This is a genomic window from Alkalicoccus daliensis (assembly GCF_900103955.1).
Classification (GTDB): domain Bacteria; phylum Bacillota; class Bacilli; order Bacillales; family Salisediminibacteriaceae; genus Alkalicoccus; species Alkalicoccus daliensis.
The window spans coordinates 172489-196783 of the sequence record NZ_FNIL01000002.1 but is presented as its reverse complement, the minus strand read 5'-3'; the positions used below and the strand labels follow the sequence as shown (position 1 = coordinate 196783).

At 45.9% G+C, this 24295-nt stretch carries 25 protein-coding genes and 1 other annotated feature; all 25 genes read right to left on the bottom strand.

What is annotated here, in order from left to right:
- Positions 1–17: 17 nt before the first annotated feature.
- The 25 genes from phoU to pilM all read right to left on the bottom strand — a co-directional run bounded on the left by phoU (position 18) and on the right by pilM (position 24280).
- Positions 18–662 carry a phosphate signaling complex protein PhoU gene (gene phoU, locus BLP92_RS05540; protein WP_090841420.1) on the bottom strand — a complete coding sequence of 215 codons (645 nt, stop codon included), beginning with the start codon at positions 660–662 and terminating at the stop codon, positions 18–20.
- A gap of 15 nt (positions 663–677) precedes the next feature.
- Positions 678–1499 carry a phosphate ABC transporter ATP-binding protein PstB gene (pstB, locus tag BLP92_RS05535; RefSeq protein ID WP_090841418.1) on the bottom strand — a complete coding sequence of 274 codons (822 nt, stop codon included), beginning with the start codon at positions 1497–1499 and terminating at the stop codon, positions 678–680.
- Positions 1500–1541: 42 nt separating this feature from the next.
- The gene (gene pstA, locus BLP92_RS05530; RefSeq protein WP_090841417.1) at positions 1542–2432 is read right to left on the bottom strand and encodes a phosphate ABC transporter permease PstA; all 891 of its coding nucleotides are present in this window, start codon (positions 2430–2432) and stop codon (positions 1542–1544) included.
- Positions 2433–3359 carry a phosphate ABC transporter permease subunit PstC gene (pstC, locus tag BLP92_RS05525; protein ID WP_090841415.1) on the bottom strand — a complete coding sequence of 309 codons (927 nt, stop codon included), beginning with the start codon at positions 3357–3359 and terminating at the stop codon, positions 2433–2435.
- Between the two features lie 85 nt (positions 3360–3444).
- Positions 3445–4506 carry a substrate-binding domain-containing protein gene (locus BLP92_RS05520; protein ID WP_244516667.1) on the bottom strand — a complete coding sequence of 354 codons (1062 nt, stop codon included), beginning with the start codon at positions 4504–4506 and terminating at the stop codon, positions 3445–3447.
- A gap of 906 nt (positions 4507–5412) precedes the next feature.
- Positions 5413–6150 (bottom strand): MBL fold metallo-hydrolase, encoded by a 738-nt coding sequence (locus BLP92_RS05515; RefSeq protein WP_090841412.1) that lies wholly within the window; start codon positions 6148–6150, stop codon positions 5413–5415.
- 101 nt (positions 6151–6251) lie between these two features.
- On the bottom strand, positions 6252–7385 hold the full coding sequence (locus BLP92_RS05510; RefSeq protein ID WP_090841410.1) for a hypothetical protein: 1134 nt from the start codon (positions 7383–7385) through the stop codon (positions 6252–6254).
- 147 nt (positions 7386–7532) lie between these two features.
- Positions 7533–7838 (bottom strand): 50S ribosomal protein L27, encoded by a 306-nt coding sequence (gene rpmA, locus BLP92_RS05505; RefSeq protein WP_090841408.1) that lies wholly within the window; start codon positions 7836–7838, stop codon positions 7533–7535.
- 19 nt (positions 7839–7857) lie between these two features.
- On the bottom strand, positions 7858–8187 hold the full coding sequence (locus BLP92_RS05500; protein WP_090841406.1) for a ribosomal-processing cysteine protease Prp: 330 nt from the start codon (positions 8185–8187) through the stop codon (positions 7858–7860).
- 11 nt (positions 8188–8198) lie between these two features.
- Positions 8199–8507 (bottom strand): 50S ribosomal protein L21, encoded by a 309-nt coding sequence (gene rplU, locus BLP92_RS05495; protein WP_090841405.1) that lies wholly within the window; start codon positions 8505–8507, stop codon positions 8199–8201.
- A gap of 13 nt (positions 8508–8520) precedes the next feature.
- Positions 8521–8591: a sequence feature (ribosomal protein L21 leader region), on the bottom strand.
- 54 nt (positions 8592–8645) lie between these two features.
- Positions 8646–10118, bottom strand: a complete 1473-nt coding sequence (locus BLP92_RS05490; protein ID WP_090841404.1) for an Rne/Rng family ribonuclease — start codon at positions 10116–10118, stop codon at positions 8646–8648.
- A 197-nt stretch (positions 10119–10315) separates the two neighbouring features.
- Positions 10316–11137, bottom strand: coding sequence for a carbohydrate ABC transporter permease (locus BLP92_RS05485; protein WP_090841402.1), 822 nt, complete (start codon positions 11135–11137; stop codon positions 10316–10318).
- A gap of 16 nt (positions 11138–11153) precedes the next feature.
- Entirely contained in the window at positions 11154–12488 is a 1335-nt protein-coding gene (locus BLP92_RS05480; RefSeq protein WP_090841400.1) for a carbohydrate ABC transporter permease, read from the bottom strand.
- A gap of 58 nt (positions 12489–12546) precedes the next feature.
- On the bottom strand, positions 12547–13536 hold the full coding sequence (locus BLP92_RS05475; RefSeq protein ID WP_090841396.1) for a LacI family DNA-binding transcriptional regulator: 990 nt from the start codon (positions 13534–13536) through the stop codon (positions 12547–12549).
- A gap of 84 nt (positions 13537–13620) precedes the next feature.
- Complete coding sequence (locus BLP92_RS05470; RefSeq protein WP_090841395.1) at positions 13621–15048, bottom strand: ABC transporter substrate-binding protein; 1428 nt, start codon at positions 15046–15048, stop codon at positions 13621–13623.
- 651 nt (positions 15049–15699) lie between these two features.
- Positions 15700–16500: a septum site-determining protein MinD gene (gene minD, locus BLP92_RS05465; protein ID WP_090841393.1), complete on the bottom strand. Its 801-nt coding sequence runs from the start codon at positions 16498–16500 to the stop codon at positions 15700–15702.
- A 63-nt stretch (positions 16501–16563) separates the two neighbouring features.
- Complete coding sequence (gene minC, locus BLP92_RS05460; RefSeq protein ID WP_090841391.1) at positions 16564–17244, bottom strand: septum site-determining protein MinC; 681 nt, start codon at positions 17242–17244, stop codon at positions 16564–16566.
- 28 nt (positions 17245–17272) lie between these two features.
- Positions 17273–17788, bottom strand: a complete 516-nt coding sequence (gene mreD, locus BLP92_RS05455; protein WP_090841389.1) for a rod shape-determining protein MreD — start codon at positions 17786–17788, stop codon at positions 17273–17275.
- Positions 17785–18717 carry a rod shape-determining protein MreC gene (mreC, locus tag BLP92_RS05450; RefSeq protein WP_090841387.1) on the bottom strand — a complete coding sequence of 311 codons (933 nt, stop codon included), beginning with the start codon at positions 18715–18717 and terminating at the stop codon, positions 17785–17787. The genes mreD and mreC overlap by 4 nt, the downstream gene beginning before the upstream one ends.
- A 13-nt stretch (positions 18718–18730) precedes the next feature.
- Entirely contained in the window at positions 18731–19771 is a 1041-nt protein-coding gene (locus BLP92_RS05445) for a rod shape-determining protein (RefSeq protein WP_090841385.1), read from the bottom strand.
- Positions 19772–20106: 335 nt separating this feature from the next.
- On the bottom strand, positions 20107–20793 hold the full coding sequence (radC, locus tag BLP92_RS05440; RefSeq protein ID WP_090841383.1) for a RadC family protein: 687 nt from the start codon (positions 20791–20793) through the stop codon (positions 20107–20109).
- Positions 20794–20817: 24 nt separating this feature from the next.
- Complete coding sequence (locus BLP92_RS05435; RefSeq protein ID WP_090841381.1) at positions 20818–21384, bottom strand: Maf family protein; 567 nt, start codon at positions 21382–21384, stop codon at positions 20818–20820.
- 114 nt (positions 21385–21498) lie between these two features.
- Entirely contained in the window at positions 21499–22386 is an 888-nt protein-coding gene (locus BLP92_RS05430) for a hypothetical protein (protein ID WP_090841379.1), read from the bottom strand.
- Positions 22383–23294: a hypothetical protein gene (locus BLP92_RS05425; protein WP_090841377.1), complete on the bottom strand. Its 912-nt coding sequence runs from the start codon at positions 23292–23294 to the stop codon at positions 22383–22385. The genes BLP92_RS05430 and BLP92_RS05425 overlap by 4 nt, the downstream gene beginning before the upstream one ends.
- A gap of 2 nt (positions 23295–23296) precedes the next feature.
- Positions 23297–24280, bottom strand: coding sequence for a type IV pilus biogenesis protein PilM (pilM, locus tag BLP92_RS05420; RefSeq protein ID WP_090841376.1), 984 nt, complete (start codon positions 24278–24280; stop codon positions 23297–23299).
- Positions 24281–24295 lie beyond the last annotated feature (15 nt).

Below are 24295 nucleotides of genomic sequence, written 5' to 3'. Positions count from 1 at the left end.
CTCCACCACCTGTCACCTTAGTTCAGGTCAAAACGTTTGCCATTCACCTCATAAATAATCCACTCGGAAATATTCGTGCAGTAATCGCCGATTCGCTCCATATAGCGGGCAATAAAAGCAAGCTGGGCTGTCTGGTCTACGCTGTATTCCGAACGGAATAAATCTTTTACGAGCTTTCCGTAAGCCTGATCAATATCATCATCCATAGCCGCAAGCTGCTGGGCTTTCAGCATATCCTTGGAATCATATGCCTCCATCACCTGGCGGACCATGATTTCCACTTTGCTTACCATCGCATCAAGCTCCGGGCGATATGCCTGGTACGCCTGATTGGAAGGCATATGCAGATATGCTTTTGCCATATCCACGCTCAGATCTCCCATTCTTTCTAAATCACTGCTGATTTTCAGGCAGACGATAATATGCCGCAGATCACTTGCCACCGGCTGCTGTTTTGTAATCATCAGCGTCGCCTGTTCATTAATTTTCAGCTCTACTTCATTTACTTCTTCATCTGCTTCAATTAAATCCTGCAGCACCGCTTTTTCTCCTTTGTTCATTGCCTGCACTACTTTTTTAAACGTTGATTCAATATGTCTGCCAAGCGCATAAATTTCCTGCTGCAGCTCATCCAGCTCTGTAATAAAAATTTCTCTGCTCATTCCTGCTGTCCCTCCTTAACCGAATCTTCCTGTAATATAATCTTCTGTCCGCTTGTCAGAAGGGTTGGAGAAAATTTTATCAGTTTCGTCAAATTCAATTACTTCTCCATTTAAGAAAAATGCAGTTCTGTCAGAAATCCGCGCTGCCTGCTGCATATTATGCGTCACAATCATAATGGAGTATTTACTTTTCAGCTGCTGCACAAGCTCTTCCACTTTTAAGGTGGATTTCGGATCAAGCGCCGAAGTCGGCTCATCCATCAAAATTACATCCGGCTCAATCGCAAGGCAGCGTGCAATACAGAGACGCTGCTGCTGCCCGCCGGAAAGCCCGAATGCATTTTCCTGGAGGCGGTCTTTTACTTCCTCCCAGATTGCAGCACCTTTCAGGCTTTCTTCCACAATTTCTGCAAGCAGCTTTTTATTGCGGATCCCGTGAATTTTCGGCCCATAGGCAACATTTTCAAAAATTGTTTTTGGAAACGGATTCGGCTTTTGGAATACCATTCCTACACGGGTACGCAGTTCTTCCACCGGGAATTTCCGGTCAAAAATGTTTTGATCCCGGTAGTATACCTTGCCGGTTACTTTTACGATCGGATTCATCTGCACCATGCGGTTCAGCGTTTTAATATAAGTGGACTTTCCGCAGCCGGATGGACCGATAATTGCCGTTACTTCATTGGCGCGCTGATCGAGTTCAATATTATGAAGTGCCTGTGTATTCCCGTACCACAGGTTCAGCCCTTCTGTGCGAAAGACAGCTTCCCTTGCTTCCTCCTGTGTTACTGTTGCTTCTTCTCTTGATGGACGTTCCTGCAGTGAATTTATACTCATCTTTCTTCATCCCCTTTGATAGAAATTTATGCTGTGCACTATTTAAAACCGCTGCTGGAATTTATTTCGGATTAAGATAGCAGCAGAGTTTAAGATAAACATCAGTACGAGCAGTACAACGATCGTTGCGGCAGCAAGTGATGCATAGTTCTGATTTAACGCGGCGTCAATCGTCCAGTAGTACACCTGCACCGGCAGTACGGTAAAGCTGTCAAACAGGCCGGATGGCAGTGGAATCAGCAGTGCCGGAATGCCAAGTGCAATCAATGGAGCAGTTTCCCCAATCGCGCGCGACATAGCAAGGATCATCCCTGTTAAAATACTCGGCAGTGCTGCTGGAAGAACCACACTGCGGATCGTCTGCCAGCGTGTCGCCCCCATTCCGAAAGAAGCTTCCCTTAAATAAGAAGGTACGGCACGAAGGGATTCCTGCGCCGACACGATTACAATCGGCAGCACGAGCAGTGACATTGTGAGCCCCCCGGCAAGCACAACAGAACCCATATTCATTAAGCGTACAAAAACGGTAAGTCCCAGCAGGCCGAAAACAATAGAAGGAACTCCTGCAAGGTTGGCTACGTTCGTTTCAAAAAAGGTCCGTACTCTTCCTTCTTTCACATACTCTTCCAGGTAAATTGCTGTTGCAACGCCGATGATCATCGTAACCGGCCCAACAATCAGCATCAGCCAGAGGGTGCCGCTGATTGCACCGATAATTCCTGCTGCTTCTTCATTGAAGGACATCACGCTCGTTAAAAACTGCCAGTCAATCCAGCCCCAGCTGTCGGTGATTACGTCGTACAGCAGTATTGCCAGTACTACCAGGCCGAACAGCGTCGAGGTAAGAAATAATCCTCGGACCACTTTATTGACCGCAAGTCTTCCGGGAATGCGGCGTGACACTTCTTCCTGATTAATGTAGTTCTGTTCCATTTAATACTCCTCCCGGTAACGTTTTGAAATATATTTCGCAAGCATATTCATCGCTAATGTAAAGACAAAAAGTGTGATAGCCACTGCATACAGACTGTAATAAGCTGTGGTTCCAGCTCCTGCATCTCCGCTTGTTACTTCTACAATGTAGGCAGTCATTGTCTGCATGGACTGGGTAATATCAAACGTCAGGTTTTTGTTACTTCCGCTCGCAATTGTCACGATCATCGTTTCACCAATCGCCCTGGAAATTCCGAGAACGAAGGAAGCAATAATTCCTGAAATTGCAGCAGGAATCACAACACGGACTGTCGTTTCAAACTTCGTAGCCCCGAACGCCATCGCACCCTCCCGCATCGAAAGCGGTACAGAGCTGAGCGCATCTTCCGATAAGGAAGCAACCATTGGAATAATCATGATTCCCATCACTATTCCGGGACTGAGAATGTTCGTCCGGTCCAGAATCGGTATAATATTCTGAAGCACCGGTGTGACAAATGTAAATGCAAAGAATCCATATACAATTGTTGGGATTCCTGCTAAAACTTCGACAATCGGTTTTAACACTCTTCTCGCTCTGTCTGTTGCATATTCACTAAGATATACAGCAGTTGTCAGACCAATTGGTATTGCCACAAGCATCGCAATTACTGTAGAAAGCAGGGTTGCCGAAAGCAGTGGCAGAATACTGAACGTCGGTTCTGAACGGTTGAGCGGCTGCATTTCTGTGGAGAAGAAAAATTGACTGAACGGAACTTCTGTAAAAAACATAAACGTTTCAACGACTAAGGTGAGCAATATTCCTACCGTTGTTAATACTGATACAGATGCTGCTGCAAATAAAAGCCCTGGTACAAGCTTCTCCAGCTTCTGCCTCTTACTTGATTTTCTTTTCTCTCTGATCATTTCACTTACTGATTGAGCCATCCCCTAAATCTCCTCTCTAAATATCCCCTGTGGATGAAAAAGAAAGCAGGAGCAAGCTGAATCGCCGGCACCTGCCCGTATTCCCTTAATTGATTGCTTCAACTTCCGCTTTGTATTCTTCCAGTTCATCTTCCGGCAGCGGTGCAAATCCAGCGTCTGCAGCAAGTTCATCAGCTACATCGAAAACGTGCGTCGCAAAGTCTTTTACCGCAGGATTTTCACGGGCGGAATCAAGATTCAAGTTTGTAAATACCTGGCGTGTATACGGTGCATAGTCACCTTCTAAGTCGATGTTATCCAGTGCAGGAGTAATATTGCCTTCACCGAAATCGATAGAAACAACGCCGAGGTTATCTGTATTCGCTTCATAGTATCCGAAGCCGAAGAAGCCGATTCCGTTTTCGTCATCATTTACGAGTTCCACGAGTGTCGGATACTCCTGCTGCAGGTTTGTACCTTCCTTCAGCGGCTGCTCATCAAGTAGTTCATCAACGAAAAACTCGTACGTGCCGTGGTTTTCGTTCGGCCCGTAAGTATTAATTTCTTCTTCCGGCCAGTCAGCATTGATATCAGACCACATTACTACATCATCGTCATTGACAGCACCTGAGATAAAGATAGATTCAACTTCTTCCACTGTCATTTCTGTCGCCCAGTCATTTTCCGGGTGAATTACGATAGTCATACCGTCCAGTGCTACCGGAAATTCCATTGAATCAATTCCGTTTGCTTCCATTTCTTCCAGCTCTTCGTCCTTTACTTCACGGGACGCATTGGAGAAATCTGTTTCTCCCTGCACGTAACGCTGCATACCGGCACTTGTACCTGCACGGCTTACTTCTACACTTACTTCGCTATTCACATTTGTCATATAATCTTCTGCAATTCGGGACATCAAAGGATACACTGTACCGGAACCGTCGATGCTGACAGAACCTGAAATGTCTTCTGCAGCTTCCGCGTTATCAGCATTTTCGTTTGCTTCTGCATTTGCATTCGCTTCATTGTTTTCTTCTGCGTTCGCTTCATTATTAGAAGCAGCGTTGGCGTTATCCGTGTTACCGCCTGTATTTCCTTCATTTCCTCCGCATGCTGCCATAAATACAATCGAACTCATTGCAACTAAACTCAGACCAAACTTTTTCACAGTACAATTCCTCCTTGGTTTTAAAAAGCTGTTTAATAATCTCTCTCACAAGTCCGAGTATAGTCTCCGTTTGTTAATCCAGCATGAATTTCATGTAAAGGATTGTAAATGATATGTAAAGATTTGCTTCACAATTCAAAAAAACCTGTCTGCTCCCTTGGGGGAGTAACAGGTACGGGCTTTAAAAATAATTTTTCAATATATATGCGGAACTTCACGTCTGTTGATTAGCCAATATTATCCAAATAATATCTCGTGTTTCCTATCTAAAAACGAACGAAAGAGCTTCTTATCTGGAATACGGTAAGACGCTCTGCTTCCGCTGGACGCTTTCCGGAGGGGACTTTCTCAGCTAGTCTGCCTTCGGCAGCCGGATCTTCGAATCGTCCTATTTCCTCCCGGAGCAGCCAGCTGCGCGCCGCTCTTTTTTGACCGTATTGCTTTTTTTAATTACTTTTAGAAAAGTGATGCTGTAGTTTTATGAAGGGAGGAGTTGCCATTATATTTTACTCGTAATAAAAGACATTTCGCAGTGGCAAGGTGTTATTTCGAGACGCCTGTGGAAAAAGAAAGTTTGAAGATCACCCCGGTGTACTCCCGGGGAAGCTGAAAGCTTTCTCCACGGCAAGCGAAGAAATAGAAACCGCAGATACTGCATTATCGTAACCTAACGGCCTTTTTTCAAATAAATGGATAATCAACAGACGTGGCGGAACTTATCATATATAATTTCACGTTTTACTTGCAGCCTTTATTCCACTGGGAATGCTTTTCGAGCAGGCAAATTTTCGTTGGTAAGCGAAGGCGCATCCATCTATAGAAATTTATAAAAATATGGACTTAACTTCTTTTATAAACACTCCGAACACCTGTCTGCCCTTGCAGGAGAGACAGGCCAGTTTATAATTAATAATTTTCCCAGGAAAGCTCCCGGTGTGCGAGCTGAATCGTCCCGCTGAAGATCTCGGCCGCTTCTTTCAGCAGATCCGTATGCTCTCCGAAATGAGGAAGATGTGTAAGCCAGAGTTCCTTCACTCCGGCACGCTCTGCGATTTCTGCAGCTTCCCGGCTGTTCATGTGGCCATACTCTTTTGCATCCTGATCCCCGTAGAAGCTGCATTCGGCAATCAGCAGATCCGCATCTTTACAGAATGGAATCAGCCCTTCATCAAATACCGCGTCCGCTGTGTAAACGATTTTCGTGTTATTTTCAATTAAACGCATGGCGTAGCAGGGAACCGGGTGCCCTGTCGGCAGAAACGTAATTTCTGTGTCCCCGATCTGTACGGTATCCGGCTGCTCGTAGGTGTAAATATTACACGTCTGTTTTTTCTCAAAGGACCGGAAAAATTCTTCTTCCTCTGCCGGCGCATACAGCTGCAGCTGGCTTGAGGTTTTTTTCAGTGCCAGTGCGACCAGCCTGCTGTAGACAAAGGAGCCGATATCCGCCACATGGTCGTGATGGCGGTGGCTGATCACCATAGAATTGATATTTGTTAACTCAGTAATATACGGCAGCGCAGCGAGCGCACCGCTGCCACAGTCGAGCAAAAACGTCTCGCTCCCGGATTCCACCACGTAACAGCTCGTTGCACTGCCTTTTTCCGGATAGCCTCCCCAGTATCCTGCAACTGTCAATTTCATTTAAACACATCCTTTTCCAGGTGCTTTTTTTAGAGAATTATCAGCATCCACATCTACTGCGCCAGCTGAAGCACAGCCTTCAGCAGCTTCCTCTATGTGTATTACTGTTCTATTAATGGGTATATGATTCGTTCTTCCTTCGTCTCATTGATCAGAATTATTTCCTCCGCGTGAAAATCAAGTGCTGCAAGCTGCACGGCTTTTTCGAATACGATTCGGTCTGCTTCCGAAACACTTTCTTCCTCCATCGTGTAGTTTACGGCAGCATTCCCGTCCTCAAGCATTACTTGCGTGACCTCGATTCCTTCTGCCATCGCTGAGGAGTAAAATGCATCTTCACGTTCGACCGCTGTCATTGTTTCAATCGTTTCCGGAAAATTCAACGGATCTTCCGCTTCGTTTGTTATTTGTTCCTCTACTTCTCCGCCGGCCAGAAACAGGGTTTCCTCTAATTCTTCGTCATAGACCGTGTAATAACCGCGCGTCATGTCTCTTTCCTCCTGCACGTTTAAGGGCTCCTGAATCCCGCGTTCTGCTACAATGATATCCAACTCTTCCTCCGGATTAAAAAAAGATATTTCTTCCATTCCGTATAAATCACTTATTGTAAAAAGCGATGTATAAAACAAACCCGATTGTGCAGTAGTGGTGGAAAGCTGATTTCCATCTTCCTGAAACTGCAGATCAAGCGCAGGCCCATCTGTGGAAATATCTGCGTAGGAACGGAGAATCTCCTGTTCTGTTGGGTCTCCATCGGTCAGTGACTGCTCTATTTGTTCTTCCAGCGGCAGCTGCTCTTCTTCTGCTCGCGCAAAAGAAATTGCTGTATAAAATTGCACAATACCGTCGACTTCCTCTTCTAAAGTGTTTGTATCAATAAAGTAACCAGAAGTTTCCTGAATTTCAGCAGCAGCTTCCCCATTATTACCGCTGTCATTGTTTCCAGACGCTTCTTCTGTATTTTCATCACCGTCGTCCTCTGTATTTGAAGATACGTTTTCTTCATTCCCGCTGTTCTCTGCTCCTTTGTTATCTTCTGCAGCAGCATCCGCTTCAATATTTTCATTGCTTTCATCTTTTCTCTCAACATCTTCATTTTCATTCAGTTCCCGGTCCTCTGCAACACTCCCCTCTGCCGGTGCAGCATTCCCTTCTTCTGTTTCCTCTGCATTCTGGCATCCGACGATAAGCAGCGAGGCTGCAATAAATCCTGCGCTTCCACGGATTTTTTTCATCTATAACCCCTCCTTACTTTTTCCATACCTCCCATTTACAATTTAATAACATTCATTTAACAGATTTCCTAACTTTCTTTTCCCAGTAAATACAGGCCACAAAAAAATCCCGGTACTTCCTCGAAAGGAAATACCGGGATTTATTATTTAAGCTTCTACTGCTTCTGCAGCTGGTACTGGGTATACGCTCACTCGCTTACGGTCACGTCCAACGCGCTCAAACTTAACCACGCCGTCCACTTTCGCAAAAAGAGTATCGTCTCCGCCTTTACCAACGTTCACACCTGGGTAAATACGAGTCCCGCGCTGACGCACGAGGATCGAACCGCCAGTGACAGACTGTCCGTCTGCGCGCTTGGCACCAAGGCGCTTCGAGATAGAGTCACGACCGTTTTTCGTACTACCTACACCTTTTTTCTGTGCGAAAAACTGAAGATCCAACTTCAATAACATAGTCTTCACCTCCTGGATTCTAGGATTTTACTGAAATAAACTCTCCGTACTGCTCTTCCATCGTTAAGAAAGAAACGAGCATTCCTTCGAGCAATAATTGAATTTTCTCATACACCGTTTCGGAAAGTCCTTCCGGAACTTTTCCTGATAAGTAGCCGCCTCCGCCTTCCATCTGCAGTTCCAGCTCCGTTTCTGTCAGTGCGTAAATCGCATTGACAGCTCCGAAGGAAACAGCGGATGCACCGGCACAGACCAGATCATATCCGTAAGGACCTGATTCTGCATGGCCGCTCATCGTAAACGATGTAATTTTTCCACGGTTATTTCGATCAAATCGAATTTGTATCATGGAACGTCCCCTTACAGGCTGATTGAATCAATCGTTACCTTTGTGTAAGGCTGACGGTGACCTTTCTTACGGCGATAGTTCTTCTTCGCCTTATACTTGAATACAGTAATCTTTTTCGCACGGCCATTCTTTTCAACCTTACCTGTTACTGTAGCACCTTCAAGTAATGGAGCTCCTACTTTTGTTTCGTCACCACCTACAAGCAGTACACGGTCAAAAGTTACAGTCTCCCCAGCTTCTACGTCCAATTTCTCTACGTAGACCTCCTGGCCTTCTTCTACTTTCACTTGTTTTCCACCAGTTTCAATAATTGCGTACACGTTGCGCACCTCCTCTTGGACTCAGACTCGCCATTGCAGGTGCGTAAAACGCTTTAAACCTGCTCCGTGCGGTTACAGTCATTTGGGCGCAGCCAAATAACTAACAAAGGAAATCATATCACATTTATTTCAAGCGAGTCAATTGTTTTCCTGAATTAAATCCCCTTTCGTGCGAAGCGTTTCCATTGTACCTGTACGTGCCAGCTGAAAGTGTCCTGCAGCAGGATTTTCGCGGAGCACCACTTCTGTTTTTACCCCTTCCAATACTCTCTCTTTTCCTTCCCTCAAAAGCCAGCGGTAGAACCGCGGGGAAACGTCGATAAGTGCGGCTTCCACGCTGTCGAGTGCGAGGAGCGTCCGGTGCAGATCTTCACCCAACGCGGAATTTCTTACGATTCTGCCCGCACCCCCGCATGTGTCACAAGTATCTGTCAGCATATATTCCAGCGTGCGGCGGGACTGCTTTCTCGTCATCTCCACATACCCGAGCCCGGTAAACCCGATCACATTCGTAATCGTCCTGTCCAGTTTGACAGCCCGCTTTAGGGCGCTCAGCACTTCTTCTCTTTCCTCGTCTGTTTTCATGTCGATAAAATCAATAATGATAATGCCGCCAATGTTCCGAAGACGGAGCTGTCTTGCGATTTCCAGCGCCGCAGCCAGATTTACTTCTTTTGCTGTGCCACTGAGCTCTCCTGCTCCTTTACCGGTATACTTTGCAGAATTCACATCGATAATTGTCATTGCCTCTGTCTGCTCTATCATCAGCGAGGCCCCGTTTTTCATCCAGGCAAATGGGCGGAGTGCTTTTTCGAGTTCCCGGTCCAGTCCCATCGTGATAAACAGGCTCACTTCTGATCTCCAGTGAATCCGGGAAGCTGTTTCCGGATGCTGCCGCTTCCACCTTGCCACTAGTGAAGCATCATTTGTTAAAATTTCCGTTTCTCCATCTGTTAAAAAATCTCTTTCTGTGCGCGACACGACAGACGACTGATCCAGATGAATCGTGCCCGGTGCCCCCGGTCCCTGCTCCGCAAGTGCTTCAAAATCTTCTTTCAATGCGTAGAATTCTTTTTCCAGCACCTCTGCCGGCTGCTCTCCAGCATTCGTCCTAACAATCAGACCTTCATCTCCGCGGAGCCAGGTTTTCGCTGCCGTCCGCAACTCCGAACGCTTCTCATCATCGAGTTTTTTGGAAATTGCAGCATAGCCGCCGTAAGGCATAAACACCACATAATTCCCCGGGAAATTAAGCAGCATCGTAAGCGTAGCGCCTTTTGTACCGGCAGCTTCTTTTTTCACCTGCACAAGCACCTTATCCCCAGGCTGGAGCAGTGAACTTATATTCGGTTCCCTGCCCTCCTGCGAGATTTTCCACTGCTGGTGCGCGGGATGTTCTTTCTTATGTAAATATCCATGCTTTGCCGCTCCGATATCAATAAAAGCTGCTTCCATATTGCCGATCACATTGCTTACTTTTCCGCTGAGGATCATCCCATCCTGCAGTGGGGCCCCAGGATCATCCAGCATCCATTCCTGTACTTTTTCATTTTCAAGTACTGCGCCGCGGTGGCCTTCCCGTATCTTTTCAATTACTACCTGTCGATTCATTAGCAACAACGTCCTTTCCCCGGCACTGCTCCGCAAATCTCCGCGCAGTCTCCGGTAAACTGTACTTATTATATCTTTCCAGCCTTCAAATGAAAAGAAACGGCAGTTTTCCTGAGCTTGGAGAGGGAAAATGATACGAATTTTTCATAAAAAAAAGAACGCCTGCTGTTTACACAGACGCTCTTCCTCTATAACTGTTATTCTTTTACGGAACCTGATGTTAGTCCAGCTACAATACGACGCTGGAAAATTAACACGATAATCACAATCGGTATTGTCACGAGTACCGTCGCTGCAGTTATATCCCCCCAGGGAATGGTGTACTGCGACTGGTAAAGGGAAAGTCCGACCGGCACCGTGCGCCAGTTATCATCAGAGTTAATCGTCAGCGCGAACAAAAATTCATTCCACGCAGCGATAAATACGAGAATTGCGGTCGTAAAAACACCTGGTGCAGCCAGCGGAAAAATAATTTTTCGGAACGTCTGAAACGGCGTTGCTCCGTCCAGTTTCGCAGACTCCTCCAGCTCATAAGGTATTTTCTTAAAGAAAGTAGCCAGAATCCAGATTGCAAGCGGAAGACTGATTGTAATATAAGGAATAACCAGCCCCATATAGCTGTTACGCAGACCAAGTCCAGAGATCAGATTGAAGATCGGCGAAATAATTGCAATCTGCGGGAACATGGCAGCAGCGAGCACAATGCCAAGAATCGTCCCTTTGAATTTAATCGGCAGCCTGGTTACAGCATATGCTGCAAGAGATGCCACCGAAATCGCAAGCACAGTAGTTAAAGTGGAGACGGCAATACTGTTCCACATATAAAGAAACAGCGGCCTCGTCTGGATTGCGTTTAAATAAGACTGACCTGTCGGGTTGGTAGTGAACCAGTTAAAGTTATTAAAAATTTCTGCCGGTGGTTTAATCGACGTCAGGAAGACCCAAAGGAAGGGAAACATCGTGACGAAGATAAAAATGCTTAGAAAAATATAAAACCAGATTCCTGCTTTTTTTCTCATATCAGCTGCCTCCTTTTTATTTGCTTCCTTTTTTGTCTTCAAAAAGATCTGACCCGATTAATTTAATAAAGATAATGCTGATCAACGCGACGGAAAGGAACATAATCACAGACAGTACGGAGCCTTCTCCAAAATTCTGCTGTGCAAAAAGCACCTGGTAGGCATAAACAGAAACAGATTCTGTGCTGTTTGCCGGCCCACCGCCGGTTAATACGTAAATTAAGTCAAATACCCGGAATGCATCCAGCGTACGGAAAAGAAGTGCGACAAGAATGGCTGATTTCAGCATGGGAAGCGTAATATATAAAAACTGCTGAAACTTACCGGCGCCGTCTACTTCTGCTGCTTCATACAGTGATTCTGATATTGTCTGCAGCCCTGCGAGCAGAAGAAGCGCCATATAAGGCATAGTTTTCCAGACATCTGCTAAAATAATCGAAAACATTGCTCCAGATCCTGTACTTAATAGTACGGAAGCATCTGAAATAAATCCAAGCTGTTCGAAATAATGAGCCACGATTCCAGACTGTCCATCGTATAAATAACTCCACATCATTGCACTTACTGCAGTAGGAATCGCCCAGGGAATAAGCACCGCAGCGCGCACTGCCCCTCGCCCGATAAATGCCCGGTTGATGACAAGCGCGACCGCGAGACCTATGACAAGTTCGAAAAATACCGAAACCACGGTAAAGAAAACCGTATTCCACATGGCGGACCATGTTCTTGCTTCTGTTAAGTATTTACCATAGTTGGCAAGCCCGATAAAGTTCGGCCTGATCAAACTCCGGTCCAGCTGTCCGAGCTGGGCATTTGCATCAGCAATCGCAGTAGCAAGTTCTTCATCTTCTGTCTGCTCAAAGTAGTTTGTCAGCTCTGCATCGGCTGCCTCAATTGCATCAATATAATTCTCAGAAAACTCATTACTGATCGAGCCATATTTTAAATCATCATCATTTACCGGCTGAAAATTCATTACCATTTCATCAACGACTGCATATTGTTCCGCCAGGTTATCAGAAGTGACAATTTGTTCATGAAACTCCTCAATTGTCGCCTCAATCTCACGTACAGTCGGCTCCATTTCCGTCCCTTCCACGGAATCAATTAACGTTTCAATGTCACGCTCATAATAAAAATAATTATCAGCATAACGTTCAAGGTCAATTGTATAACTGAGGGTCGTCTGATTACGTGTAGGATCGTTCAGGCGATAATCAAACATACTGTTCCAGAATGACTGCCCTACCGGCCAGAGAGTTATTGCAAAAATTAAGATAAGCGCCGGCATTACCATCACATAGCCTAATTGTGATTCATTAAGCTGAAAGCGTTTTTTCTTATCCCCCATCTTTTATCCTCCTTTACATGATGCCTGTATTACCATACTTTACATTTGTAGATGGAAATTAGGTTGATTCTCTTTTGATCAGCTGCAGCGGCAGCGTTTCCTTCGAGTAAGTCACTTCATGATTCTCTTTAATCATCTCCACCATCAGCTCTACTGCTCTTGTGCCCATCTGCTTAATGGGCTGATCAATTGTTGTAATCCCAGGATCGATTAATTCGGCTAATGGCTGATTATCGAATCCTAAAACCGCCAGATCCTCCGGTACTCTGTACTGAAACTGTTTTGCTTCCCGGATGATACCTGCAGCTACCTCGTCCCCCCCGGCAAAGATAGCTGTGGGAGGCTGTTTCATGGAAATAATCTGCTGGAAAATGTTTTTCCCATCTTCAATCCCGTAAAAGCTTGGAAACAGCAGTGCCCTGTCAATTGCAAGGTCCGCCTCTTTCATCGCTCTTTCAAATCCCCGGTAACGGTCTCTTGTCAGTTCAATTCTGTCCGTTCCTCCGGCATAAGCAATTCTTTTATGTCCCTGTTCAATTAAATGGCGTGTACCGAGATACCCTCCATGCTCCTGGTCACAGATAACCATAGGCAGCTTTGCATTTGAATCATATTCATTGCAGCAAATGATCGGACCAAACTTCGTAAACGGCTCGATCACCGACCATTTATTCTGCAGGGAGGCGAGTATTATTCCATCTACCTGCTTCGTTTTCAGCAGATCCAGCTGCTGCAGCTCTCTTTTTTTATCGAGCCGCGAATCACAAAGAATTAACTGATATCCTTCCTTTGCCGCAACATGTTCCATTGCATCGATCAGATGACTGAAGAAAGGATTGACGATACGTGAAATGATGACAGCAATTGTATCGGTCCGCTGCCCCCGCAGTCTTCTGGCAGAAGAGTTTGGAACATACCCCAGCTCTTCCATTGCTTCCAGCACAATTTGTCTTTTGTTCGCATCGACGTATGGGTGGTTATTAATAACACGGGAAACAGTAGTCGGGGACAAACCTGTTTTTGCAGCTACTTCTTTTATCGTTGCCAAATTAATCTCACCTGCCTTTCACTGCACCGCTGGACTTTTAAAGAAAGAGGGAGTGAACAGAGTGTCCACTCCCTCATAATTCTTTTATTCAGCTAATGCTGATTCAATATTTTCTTCCATGTTTTCAATTGCTTCCTCTGCAGAAATATCACCGGAAAGTGCTCGGGAAAGCTCAATCTGCATAATATCGGAAATCTGTGGATAAATTGGTGTAATTGGACGCGGTACTGCATTTTCCAGCGTTTCTACAAATTCATCATTTGCAAATAACGGAGCAGCATTCTGCACTTCTTCATCTTCATACAGTTCACGCAGTGTCGGTGCAGATCCACCTTCGATCGCAGTGATTTTCTGCCCTTCCGGACCTGTCATAAATTTCAGCAGTTCCCAGGCTTCTTCCGGGTGTTCAGAGTTTCGGTTAATCATTGACATCCAGCCGCCAAGACCAGCCGCACTGCCATCATCGCCCGCTGGCAGAAGCGCAAAGTCAACATTGCCCTGCACCTGAGAAACGTCCTCATCTTCCGTCATCGCCTGCATGTATGGCCAGTTGCGGGCAAACACAGCCTGTCCTTCAAGGAAAGCAGTATGTGTAGCCGGCTCATCGAAGTTAAGAATGTCACCCGGAACAAAGTCGGACTGCGCAATTTCCATCATTTTTTCAAGCGCTGTTACAGCTTCAGGAGAATTGATGGTAACATTTTGATCTTCGTCAATTACCTGTGCCCCATATGCCCCAAAGAATTCAATCGCATTAACTACTAATCCTTCATATTGGTTCGCCTGCATTAAATACCCGAAATCTGTTCCTTCTTCTCCCTGGTATTCCTGGGACATCTCAATCAGTTCATCCCATGTTGCCGGTGCTTCATCAACGATATCAGAACGATAGTAAAGCAATCCTGCATCGGTAAACTTAGGCATCGCCCACATACGGCCGTCAAACGTACCTGATTCCACTGTCCCTTCAAAGTAATCCTCCATATCGATGCCGTCCCGCTCAATAAAACGATCCAGTTCAAGTACATAGCCTGCCTGCGCAAATTCTGCCGGCCAGATGACGTCTGCATCAAAAACGTCAATTGTCGTATCTCCTGCGCTGAACTCTGTCACATACTGGTCATGCGACTGCCCGGTATCTGATGGCATTTCCCGGAATTCCACTGTAATGTTCGGATTTTCTTCCATAAATGCTTCCACGAGTACATCTGTAGCACCTGTAGCATCCTGGCCTCTCGCGTAAGTCAGCGTAACTTCTTCTCCGTCCCCCGCTGCTTCCCCGTCATTTTCAGCTTCCGCATCGTCATTCATATTTTCTTCGTCATCCCCAGTATTCTCTGCTTCCGGGTCTGCGTTATCAGCACCATCATTCTCTGTATTCACATTTTCATTGCCGCCGGCGTTTGTATCAGTTCCATTATTGTCGGTATCACCGTTATCTCCGCACGCTGCCAGTACACCTACCATTGAAAAAGCCAATACGCTCGTCAACACTTTCTTTTTAATCTGCATTTTGTAAATCCCCCTTAAAAGAATTGAAATGTGTGATAACGATTTCAGATACCTGTAAAAAAGAGAGATGTGCTTACACAAACTTCGCTGTATAATCATCATCCTTCACTTGTATGGGCAACTGATACCGTTTTCATAGACCTAGTATATTCTCATATGAAAACGATTTCAAGTAAATTTTTTAAAAATTCGTTACTTTTTTTCGCATATTCAATTTCCTCTTAGAGCCCCAACGTTTTACAGTTAAAATATTTTTAAAATATACTGCTTAATTCCACTTTAGTTAGTTAAAAATAGCACTTTCATTAGAATTCCAGATGTATTTTTCAGCACCTTCTTTCGAATTACAAAAGAATAATAATGCGGATTTTTTTATAATAATTCTTTCGTAACTAAAGAAGATTTTTTCTTGAATTTTGCCGGGAAATATATTGAACTTTACAGAAACCATACAACTTTTGAAGTTACTCGTGCTGATATTGTGATTTTAAAAGACACAAAAACGGGTAGTTCCATGATTTAGTCCTTTTCTTCTTTATGGAGAGAAGTTCATTTACTTCTTTATGTGGCTCCTTTTGCACCCGCTGGCTTTATATTATTTTCTAACTCTGCTAAAAAAAGAACCCCTGCCGTCTGCAGGGGTTCTTCATATCAGCTGCGCATACCGAGAAACTTTTTTACTCGCGTCAGCACGCTGGTATCTTCTTCTAAATTCATTAAAGGAACATTTTCGCCCGTCAGTCTGCGGCCGATATTGCGGTAGGCAATAGAAGCTTTACTTTTCGGGCTGAGTGCCACCGGTTCTCCGGAGTTGGAGGATTTAATAACTGAATCATCATCTACAACGATTCCCAGAAGATCCACGGCAAGGATCGAGACAATTTCGTCTACGTCCATGGATTCTCCGGATTTCATCATATGATTACGAATACGGTTAATAACGAGCGCCGGCGTCTGCACATGGGTTTCCTTCTCCAGCAGACCGATAATACGGTCCGCATCACGTACGGAGGAAATTTCAGGAGTTGTCACGACAATCGCCCGGTCAGCTCCTGCCACCGCATTTTTATATCCCTGTTCAATTCCTGCCGGACAGTCGATCAATATGTAATCGAAGGATTCTTTCAGTTCGGTGATCAATTCTTTAATCTGTTCCGGAGCAACGGCGTCTTTATCTTTTGTCTGCGCCGCGGGCAGGAGGTACAGCGATTCGAACCGCTTATCCTTGATGAGTGCCTGCTGCAGTCGGCAGTTACCTTCCGCCACATCAACAAGATCGTAGATAATCCGGTTTTCCAGCCCCATTACTACGTCTAAATTCCGGAGTCCGATATCGGTATCAACGAGACATACTTTATGTCCATTCAGCGCGAGTGCGGTACCTAAATTCGCTGTCGTCGTTGTTTTTCCGACGCCGCCTTTCCCTGATGTGACTACAATGGCTTCTCCCACAACATTCTCCCCTTTCAGACAAACCTATTCTACGTTCCATTTTATCATAAACGATCAGAAAAACTAGTCATCATCCTCTGCCAGCTCCGGCCGGAAGAACCCAAGCTTCTGCCCGCGTTCGAGCACGAGGGTGCCTTCGTCATTTACAAAAGCAGATTCAAACATCCCACGCCACTCTTCTTCTTCCGGTGGATGACGGACAATGTGTGCGATGCGCAGCTGTGCCGGATCCATAAAAGAAGCACAAATCACTGCCCGGACATTTCCGTTGCAGCCGGCATGCGCCACCCCTTTTAAACTCCCGAGTACGAAGATGCTTCCTGTTGTCTTCACTACCGCCCCCGGATTTATATCCCCGACGATCAGTACATCTCCTTCGAGCTCAAGCACCTGGCCGGATCGTATTACTCTTGCCATTCGAATAACATGATCTTCTTTTCGTGCGGCTTCGGCCTGTGTTCTGGAGATGACGTTCGACCTTACTTCTGCTACATCAATATGAAAGGTGTCCTGGAGCATCGCTGTCAGGGCTTCCTGCTGGCCTTCTTTCAGATAGCGGTACCCTGCATCCACTTTCACCTGAAGACGTTCTCCCTTCGGCGACGTGAGCTGCTCTTTCTGTTCTGAAAGCTTGTCTTCGACTTCCTTCAGCAGGACTTCAAATGTACACTGATCATCCAGCTGCAGCTGCAGTCCTTCTTTCGTTCCTTTTAACGTGACGTGCTGTTGAAGTTGCTTTGTCACAGGCCTCTACCTCCGATCGCGAGCATAGTTATCTGTCATCCAATCCATCTACTGAATAAAACCACGAGCGAACCGGGTACACCATAAGAGCTGCGACCAGCCCATTCATTATAAATGAAGGGAGTAACCGGGTTGTGAAAATAGCTTCGTGCGCCAATGAAGTGATACCAAGCAGAGACATCATGCCGTACACGTAATATTCAAATCCGATCACGGCCATCAGCACCAGCAGAAGAACGAGACCGAGTCTTCTTTTAATATAAGAGGTCGACATGGAAAATAAATAAGTAAGTAAACCAATTCCAAAAGTGTACACCCCGAGAACCGGGGAATATACGATATCATAAAGAATTCCAAAAATAACGGCGTAAAAAAGTCCATGACTTCTCCCACGGAAGATACCTGTCATTAAAATAAGCAGGAACATAAATCTGGGAATAAACTGCAGCTCTGATCCCCGGTAATCCGGGGCAAATATTTGAAACGCCGTACCTTCCAATATGAAAAGAAGGAACATGACAGCGGGGAGAGCAAACCGCATCATTCACCCTCCTCTTCTGAATCCTGTTCATTTTCCAGTAATTCTTCCAGCGCTGCATCTTCCTCATTTTCTTCCACAGCGTCAAAATCTTCCATGGCAGAAGCACTGCGTTCAATAATCATGACGTAATCGAGGTGATAAAAGTTTGCAGAAGGCTCTACTAAAGCTGTCTGGCTGAGACCGAATTCATCCGTTTCTACATTTACAATCTCGCCTATCACAAGACCATCCGGAAAAACCCCGCCGAGACCTGAAGTAGAAACGATCTGTCCTTCTTCAATTTCAATATCAATATCCACTTTTGTAAAGCGGAGATGGCCGCTTTCGTCATCAATACCTTCCATAAAACCATATACGGTTTCATCAGCATCCACCATAGCTGAAATACGGTTTCCTGCATCCTGATCACTTAACAGCTGCACGGAGGAGGAAAACTGGGATACTTCACGAATTTTACCGATCAGCCCTTCGGAAGTCATCACAGCCATATCTTCCTCAATGCCGTGCTGGGCTCCCTGATTAATTCCGATCAATTCATTCCAGCGGTCCGGAGAGCGGTGAATTACCATGGCGTTGCGGACAGAGTAATCCAGCAGATCCTCTTCCATATCCGTCATATCTTCAAGCTCCTGGTTCCGCCGCTGGAGCTCCCCTAATTCCACCTGTAGAGAAGCATATTCATCCAGATGTGATTTCAACACCTGGTTTTCCTGGTACACATTTCGCAGATCATTCACCGCATCAATTGAGTTAGACAGTAAATAGGCAGGTCGTGAAAATATAGACTGCACAGTGCCGACAGAATCCTGCACGAACTGCTCCGGCCAGGATAAATTCCGCTGATCACTTAAAGAATATCCAATCAGCCCTACAAGAAATATCAGGCACACGAGCAGCACAATCAGCCGCCGATTAGAGAAAAATGGGGACATTTACAACACCCACTTACCCTTTTCGATTCGAGCGGGCAGTAATTCCTGCTTTGGAACGAAATAAATGCAGATTTTCCAGTGCTTTCCCTGTACCGACTGCCACACTGTCAAGCGGATCATCAGATACAAGAACTGGCATATTTGTTTCATCACTTAATACTTTATCCAGGTTACGCAGAAGCGCGCCGCCCCCTGTAAGGACAATTCCGCGGTCCATAATATCTGCTGCAAGCTCCGGTGGTGACTGCTCCAGCGTGTTTTTCACCGCTTCAATAATAGAAGTAACCGTATCTACCAGTGCGCCGGAAATTTCTTTTCCTGTGATGGTAATTGTTTTCGGAAGTCCGGTTACAAGGTCCCGTCCGCGGATTTCCATGGATTCGTCACTGCTGACTTCTCCAGCTGCACCGACTTCAAATTTAATCGCTTCAGCTGTTCTTTCCCCGATCATCAGGCTGTAATTCTTCTTCACGTACTGAATAATGGACTCATCCATTTCATCACCGGCAACCCGTACTGACTGGCTTGTCACAATCCCGCCGAGAGAAATAATTGCTACTTCTGTAGTACCTCCGCCGATATCCACGATCATGCTGCCTGTCGGCTCCCAGACAGGAAGATTTGCGCCGATTGCCGCCGCAAAAGGCTCTTCAATCGTATACGCTTCTCTTGCTCCAGCCTGCTTCGTTGCATCTTCCACCGCTCTTTTTTCCACGGCAGTAATGCCGGACGGAACACAAACCATTACGTTCGGTTTTTTCATCATAAATGACCGCTGCTTCAGCGCCTGCTGAATGAAATGCTTCATCATCGTTGCAGTTGTATCAAAATCTGCAATCACGCCGTCTTTCATTGGACGAATCGCCACAATATTTCCCGGCGTTCGGCCGATCATATTCCGCGCGTCGCTTCCGACAGCTTCAATAGAGCCTGTATCCGACCGGATCGCCACAACGGACGGCTCCCGCAGAATAACTCCCTTTCCTTTCACATATACAAGCGTGTTTGCTGTTCCTAAATCAATTCCTAAATCTTTTGAAAATCCTGAAAACATCTATGTAATCTCCCTTCGACCTCAAGTTCATTTTTTATATTAATTATTATCGTATTTTTGACCGATACGTTTTATTATACTCAAAGTAACTTCCAAAGAGTAGCATTTTCCGCTCTCTGTTCAAAAATCCTCACTTTATCCTAACACACCCCTGTTTTTATGTACATATAGCCAAAGATGCTTCTATTTATGAAAACCTTGGGAAAGACGAGAAAACCGAAGTGAATAGATAAGCATAGAGTGAGAGTATTCTTTAAAGAAAATAAGCTTCCGCTTCCCATTTTTTTGCTGCAGAAAAACCGCCGGGTGCAGTGACCCGGCGGCAGAAGTTCCTTTTAAATATAGCCTTTTTCTTTCATCGAATAAAATTTCCGGTCGCCGATAATCACGTGGTCCAACAGCTCCACACCAAGCATTTTTCCGGTAGAGACGAGCCGTTTCGTGACATCAATGTCCTCCTGGCTCGGCTCCGGGTTGCCGGAAGGATGATTATGCAGACAGACAATGGAAGCGCTGGAATAGCGCAGTGCTTCCTTGAATACCTCTCTCGGATGAACGAGACTTGCGTTCAGACTGCCGATAAAAAGTGTTTTTTTGTGTAAAACGGCATTTTTCGTATTTAAATACAAGGCAACGAAGTGTTCCTGCTTTAAATGTCGCATTTCCTCCATCATATAATCCGCAACATCCTGGGGAGATCTGACCACGTGCGTTTCCTCTACGGGAAACTGCTTGATGCGCTTTCCGATTTCAATGGCTGCGCGCAGCTGCACTGCTTTTGCTTCTCCAATACCGCGGATTGACATGAATTCTGCCACCGTTGCTTCTTTCAGCAGCTTCAGCCCGTCAAAATGCTGCACGACTCTGCCAGCAAGGTCAAGTACAGACTCCTGTCTCGTTCCGGAGCCGAGGAGCAGCGCTACCAGCTCCTGGTTGGATAACGCTTCCGCCCCGTCACGGATCAGCCGCTCCCTTGGCCGTTCACTTTTCGGCACATCCCGGATCATCATCGCTTTTGACATACAAGGTCCCCTTTCGAACTTCAGCTAAAGCTGAATTCCGTGCTTTTTTAGCGCACGAACAACTTTCGCCACCGGCAGGCCGACGATCGAAAAATAATCTCCCTCGATCCGTTCCACCAATACAGCGCCGAGACCTTGTATCCCGTAGGCACCGGCTTTATCTGCCGGCTCCTTTGATTGTATGTATGTGTTAATTTCACTTTCCGTTAATGGATAAAACGTCACCTGCACTGTTTCAGTAAACACAGTACGGTCTTCTTTGGACAGAATCGCAGCCCCGGTATGCACTTGATGCGTACGTCCGGATAATTGCTTCAGCATCCTCGCTGCCTCTTCCTCATCTTTTGGTTTTCCAAGCATTTTCCCATCTATGGCCACCATCGTATCGGAACCGATCACGACCGCTTCGGGATGCTGTGCAAACACCTCTTCTGCTTTCTGCAGCGCCAATGAGGCAACGATGTTATCCGGGGTCTCTGCCGGATCATAAATTTCTTCTTTTACACTCGGCTGAACAGTAAATTCTATCCCCGCCTGTGTAAGCAGCTCTTTCCTTCTCGGTGACTGCGAAGCCAGTACGACTGTTTTCATGCTGACAGTTCCTTTTTAGAAATATTGAGAGCGCTTTGTTTCTGCTCTGTAAATAAAAAAGAAGTGGTATGAATTAACATACCACAAAATTGCCTGATGCGAAAGCCTGTTCGCTTAATTAAGAAATGGTGAAGTGTTTTCCCCGTCATCCGGGTAGTCCACGACCGGAGCTTCGAATTCCAGATGCTCCAGTTCCGGATAATAGAAAGAAGATACCTGGACTTCATAAAAAATATCTGTCTGGCCGTCAAAAATACGGTCTTCCTCTTCTCCGAGAAAAAGAATCGACTCAATATTCACAAACCGCTGCAGAGAATCCAGTTCTATTAAAAAGCGTCCGAGAGAACTGAAATTGTTTACTTTCAATTCAATCGTTGCGGTCTGTTTGCTCAAACCTTCCATCTGCTCCTGCTGCAGCGCACCCCGTGTCCGTTCTTCGTCACTTTCTGCCTGTCGTTCCTCGAGATCACTCGCAGCTTCTGTTTCCTCGAGCTCTATCTCTTCGTCCGTTTCCGAGACATCCTGCTCGTTCATATCTTCTTCATTCATTTCGTCCGGATCATTCGGTTCGTCCTCGTCTTCTTCACGCACTTCATTAACGGTTGTCCCACTGTCCGGAATATCCTCTGAAGGCGTTACTTCTACAGTTTCGTATTGATATACCGGATGATCATAACTCATCTGCAGATCCATAATCCGAATGTCTGCAAGCTCCTCCGCCATGCTTAAATCAAGGATAAACTGATCTGTCAGCCTTACGACGGGAAGCCGGCGCTGCTGATCTGTTGTGCTTTCCGGCTGCTCCGCATTTTCCGCTGCTTTTTCCTGAAGCTGCTGTTCCAGGCGCACCTGATGCTCTTCCTCTTCCTCCAGCTGCTGCCCCGCCTGATTCGCTGCCTGTATATGTGGATTTACCATGGTGAAAAATAAGAGGACCAGCGCAAGAATGATCAGAAAAGAAGTGCCTCCGATAATAGATATTTGCTTCTGTTTTTCTGTCACGGCAGCTCCACCTCATTTTCTTCATTATCTTCCCAATTGAAGTCGAAGTCTTCCTCTTCTATCTCTTCCTCTGCCCAGTCATTATTATCTGAAAAGCCCTCTTGATCATTTGCATCGTCTTCTCGGTTTACCGGCGTGTCTTCTTCCACATTATCCCCAGGTGCCTGCTGGAAACTTTCTTCTTCATTGTTTTCAGCATTCTCATTATCAAATGGTGATCCGGCCGGTTCTTCCAGCTCTTCTGTTTCCTCATTTTCCTCCGGGAAATCAAATGAACCTTCCTGCTCCTCCAGCTCTCTTGGAATAGATAATTCTGTTTCTTCCTGTTCGTATGCACGGATGGCGTCAGGATGCAGCACCAACACGATCGTAGCAAAATACTGCGGAAGATATTCTTCATACCAGAAGATATTTTCATCCAGCTCTTCGAGAATTGCTTCTCCCATCACGATATCAATTTCTGCCTGCTGAATTAACGGAGAGTCCTCGAGTTCATGCTGAAATCGAGCAAGATCCGGCATGCTCATTAAAAGTATTTCGAGCGTGATGTGATCAGGATATTCATACTCAAACATCGTCAGCCCGCTGTCCGCCGGCATCCTTGAAACAATATCCATTAGTACAGAAGATGCCGGGACTACCTTCTCCTCCAGCTCCCCGATTACGGTATTCAGGAGCAGAATATCGCTTTCCTGCAGCTCCTCCAGCTCATTTTCAAGCTCAGCGGATGCAATCCGGGCTTCCGCCAGTTCCTCTTCCGCCATTCGCCGTTCGTTTTCCATGGAAGAACCAATGGAGATAATGGCAAGAAGCCCGATTAAACCAAGGACACCAATGAGTAAAAGCAGCATCGGAAGCGTTCTCGTTCTTCGTTTTTTTCCAGGAAGTAAATTTATTTCTATCGGCATCCTTACACCTCTTTTTTCAGCGCGAGCCCGATGACTGCATAATATTTTGAAGGTATCTCTTCGTTATCTTTGGTAACCCAGTCGCTTTCCGCAAACGTGCTTACCGGCAGCTCAAGCCGCTGTTTTACATCTTTTACGAAATGGCCTGCATAAGGATGATCCCCGGTAACGACGATTTTATCCACCCTTGCTTTCCCCTGCTGGTAATTGTACTGATAAAAATTGAGCAGCTTGCTGAGCTCCTCCAGCGTATCCTGCCAGGAGGAACGGATATCTTCCTCGGCCCCCTGCCAGACAAGCGGCTCCGATGCATCCTCAGTCACCTGCCACTGAGAAGCATCCAGCTGAAAATTCATCGTCCGGATCACTAACGGAAGCTCTTCTTCAAAAATACTCACCTGCATATAAGAAGGCGCCATCTGCAGAAACATCGTATGTATTTTTTCTTCCGTATTGTACATTTTATCGTAAAGACGATACAGACTTAATGGAGAAATATCAGCTGCGACCGGCTTTAAGCGCACCTCGCGCATTAAACGGGCGAGCGTGGTGACAGCCGGTTCCGGAGCCGCAAAAATAAGCAGATCCCGGTATTCTGCCGTACGGCCGATTTCATGCCAGTCAAACACCGGCTGCTCGAGCGGCAGATGAAGGGATTCTCCCAGCTCCATATATAAATGGCCGGTAATGCTTGCTTCCGCAATATTTAAAGGAACTTCGTGCCGGCGTACAAGTGAGAGTGAATCCGGGATGGAAAATACCACTTTTTGATTGCGCAGCTTCCATTTTTCCACACATTCAGAAAGAATCGTAAGCAAAGTTTCCACCTCTTTTACCTCTCCCTGCGCAAAAACCCCCTGCGGCAGATAACGCTCCTCTATTATCTCCACGCCGTCCAGCTTCCGGCCTTTTACCCGCGCGTAGCGAATTACGTGGTCTGAAAGAAGAAGCGCATGCTGCGTTTTATTTCCTAGTTGAATTGCCATGTATATCCGCTTCCT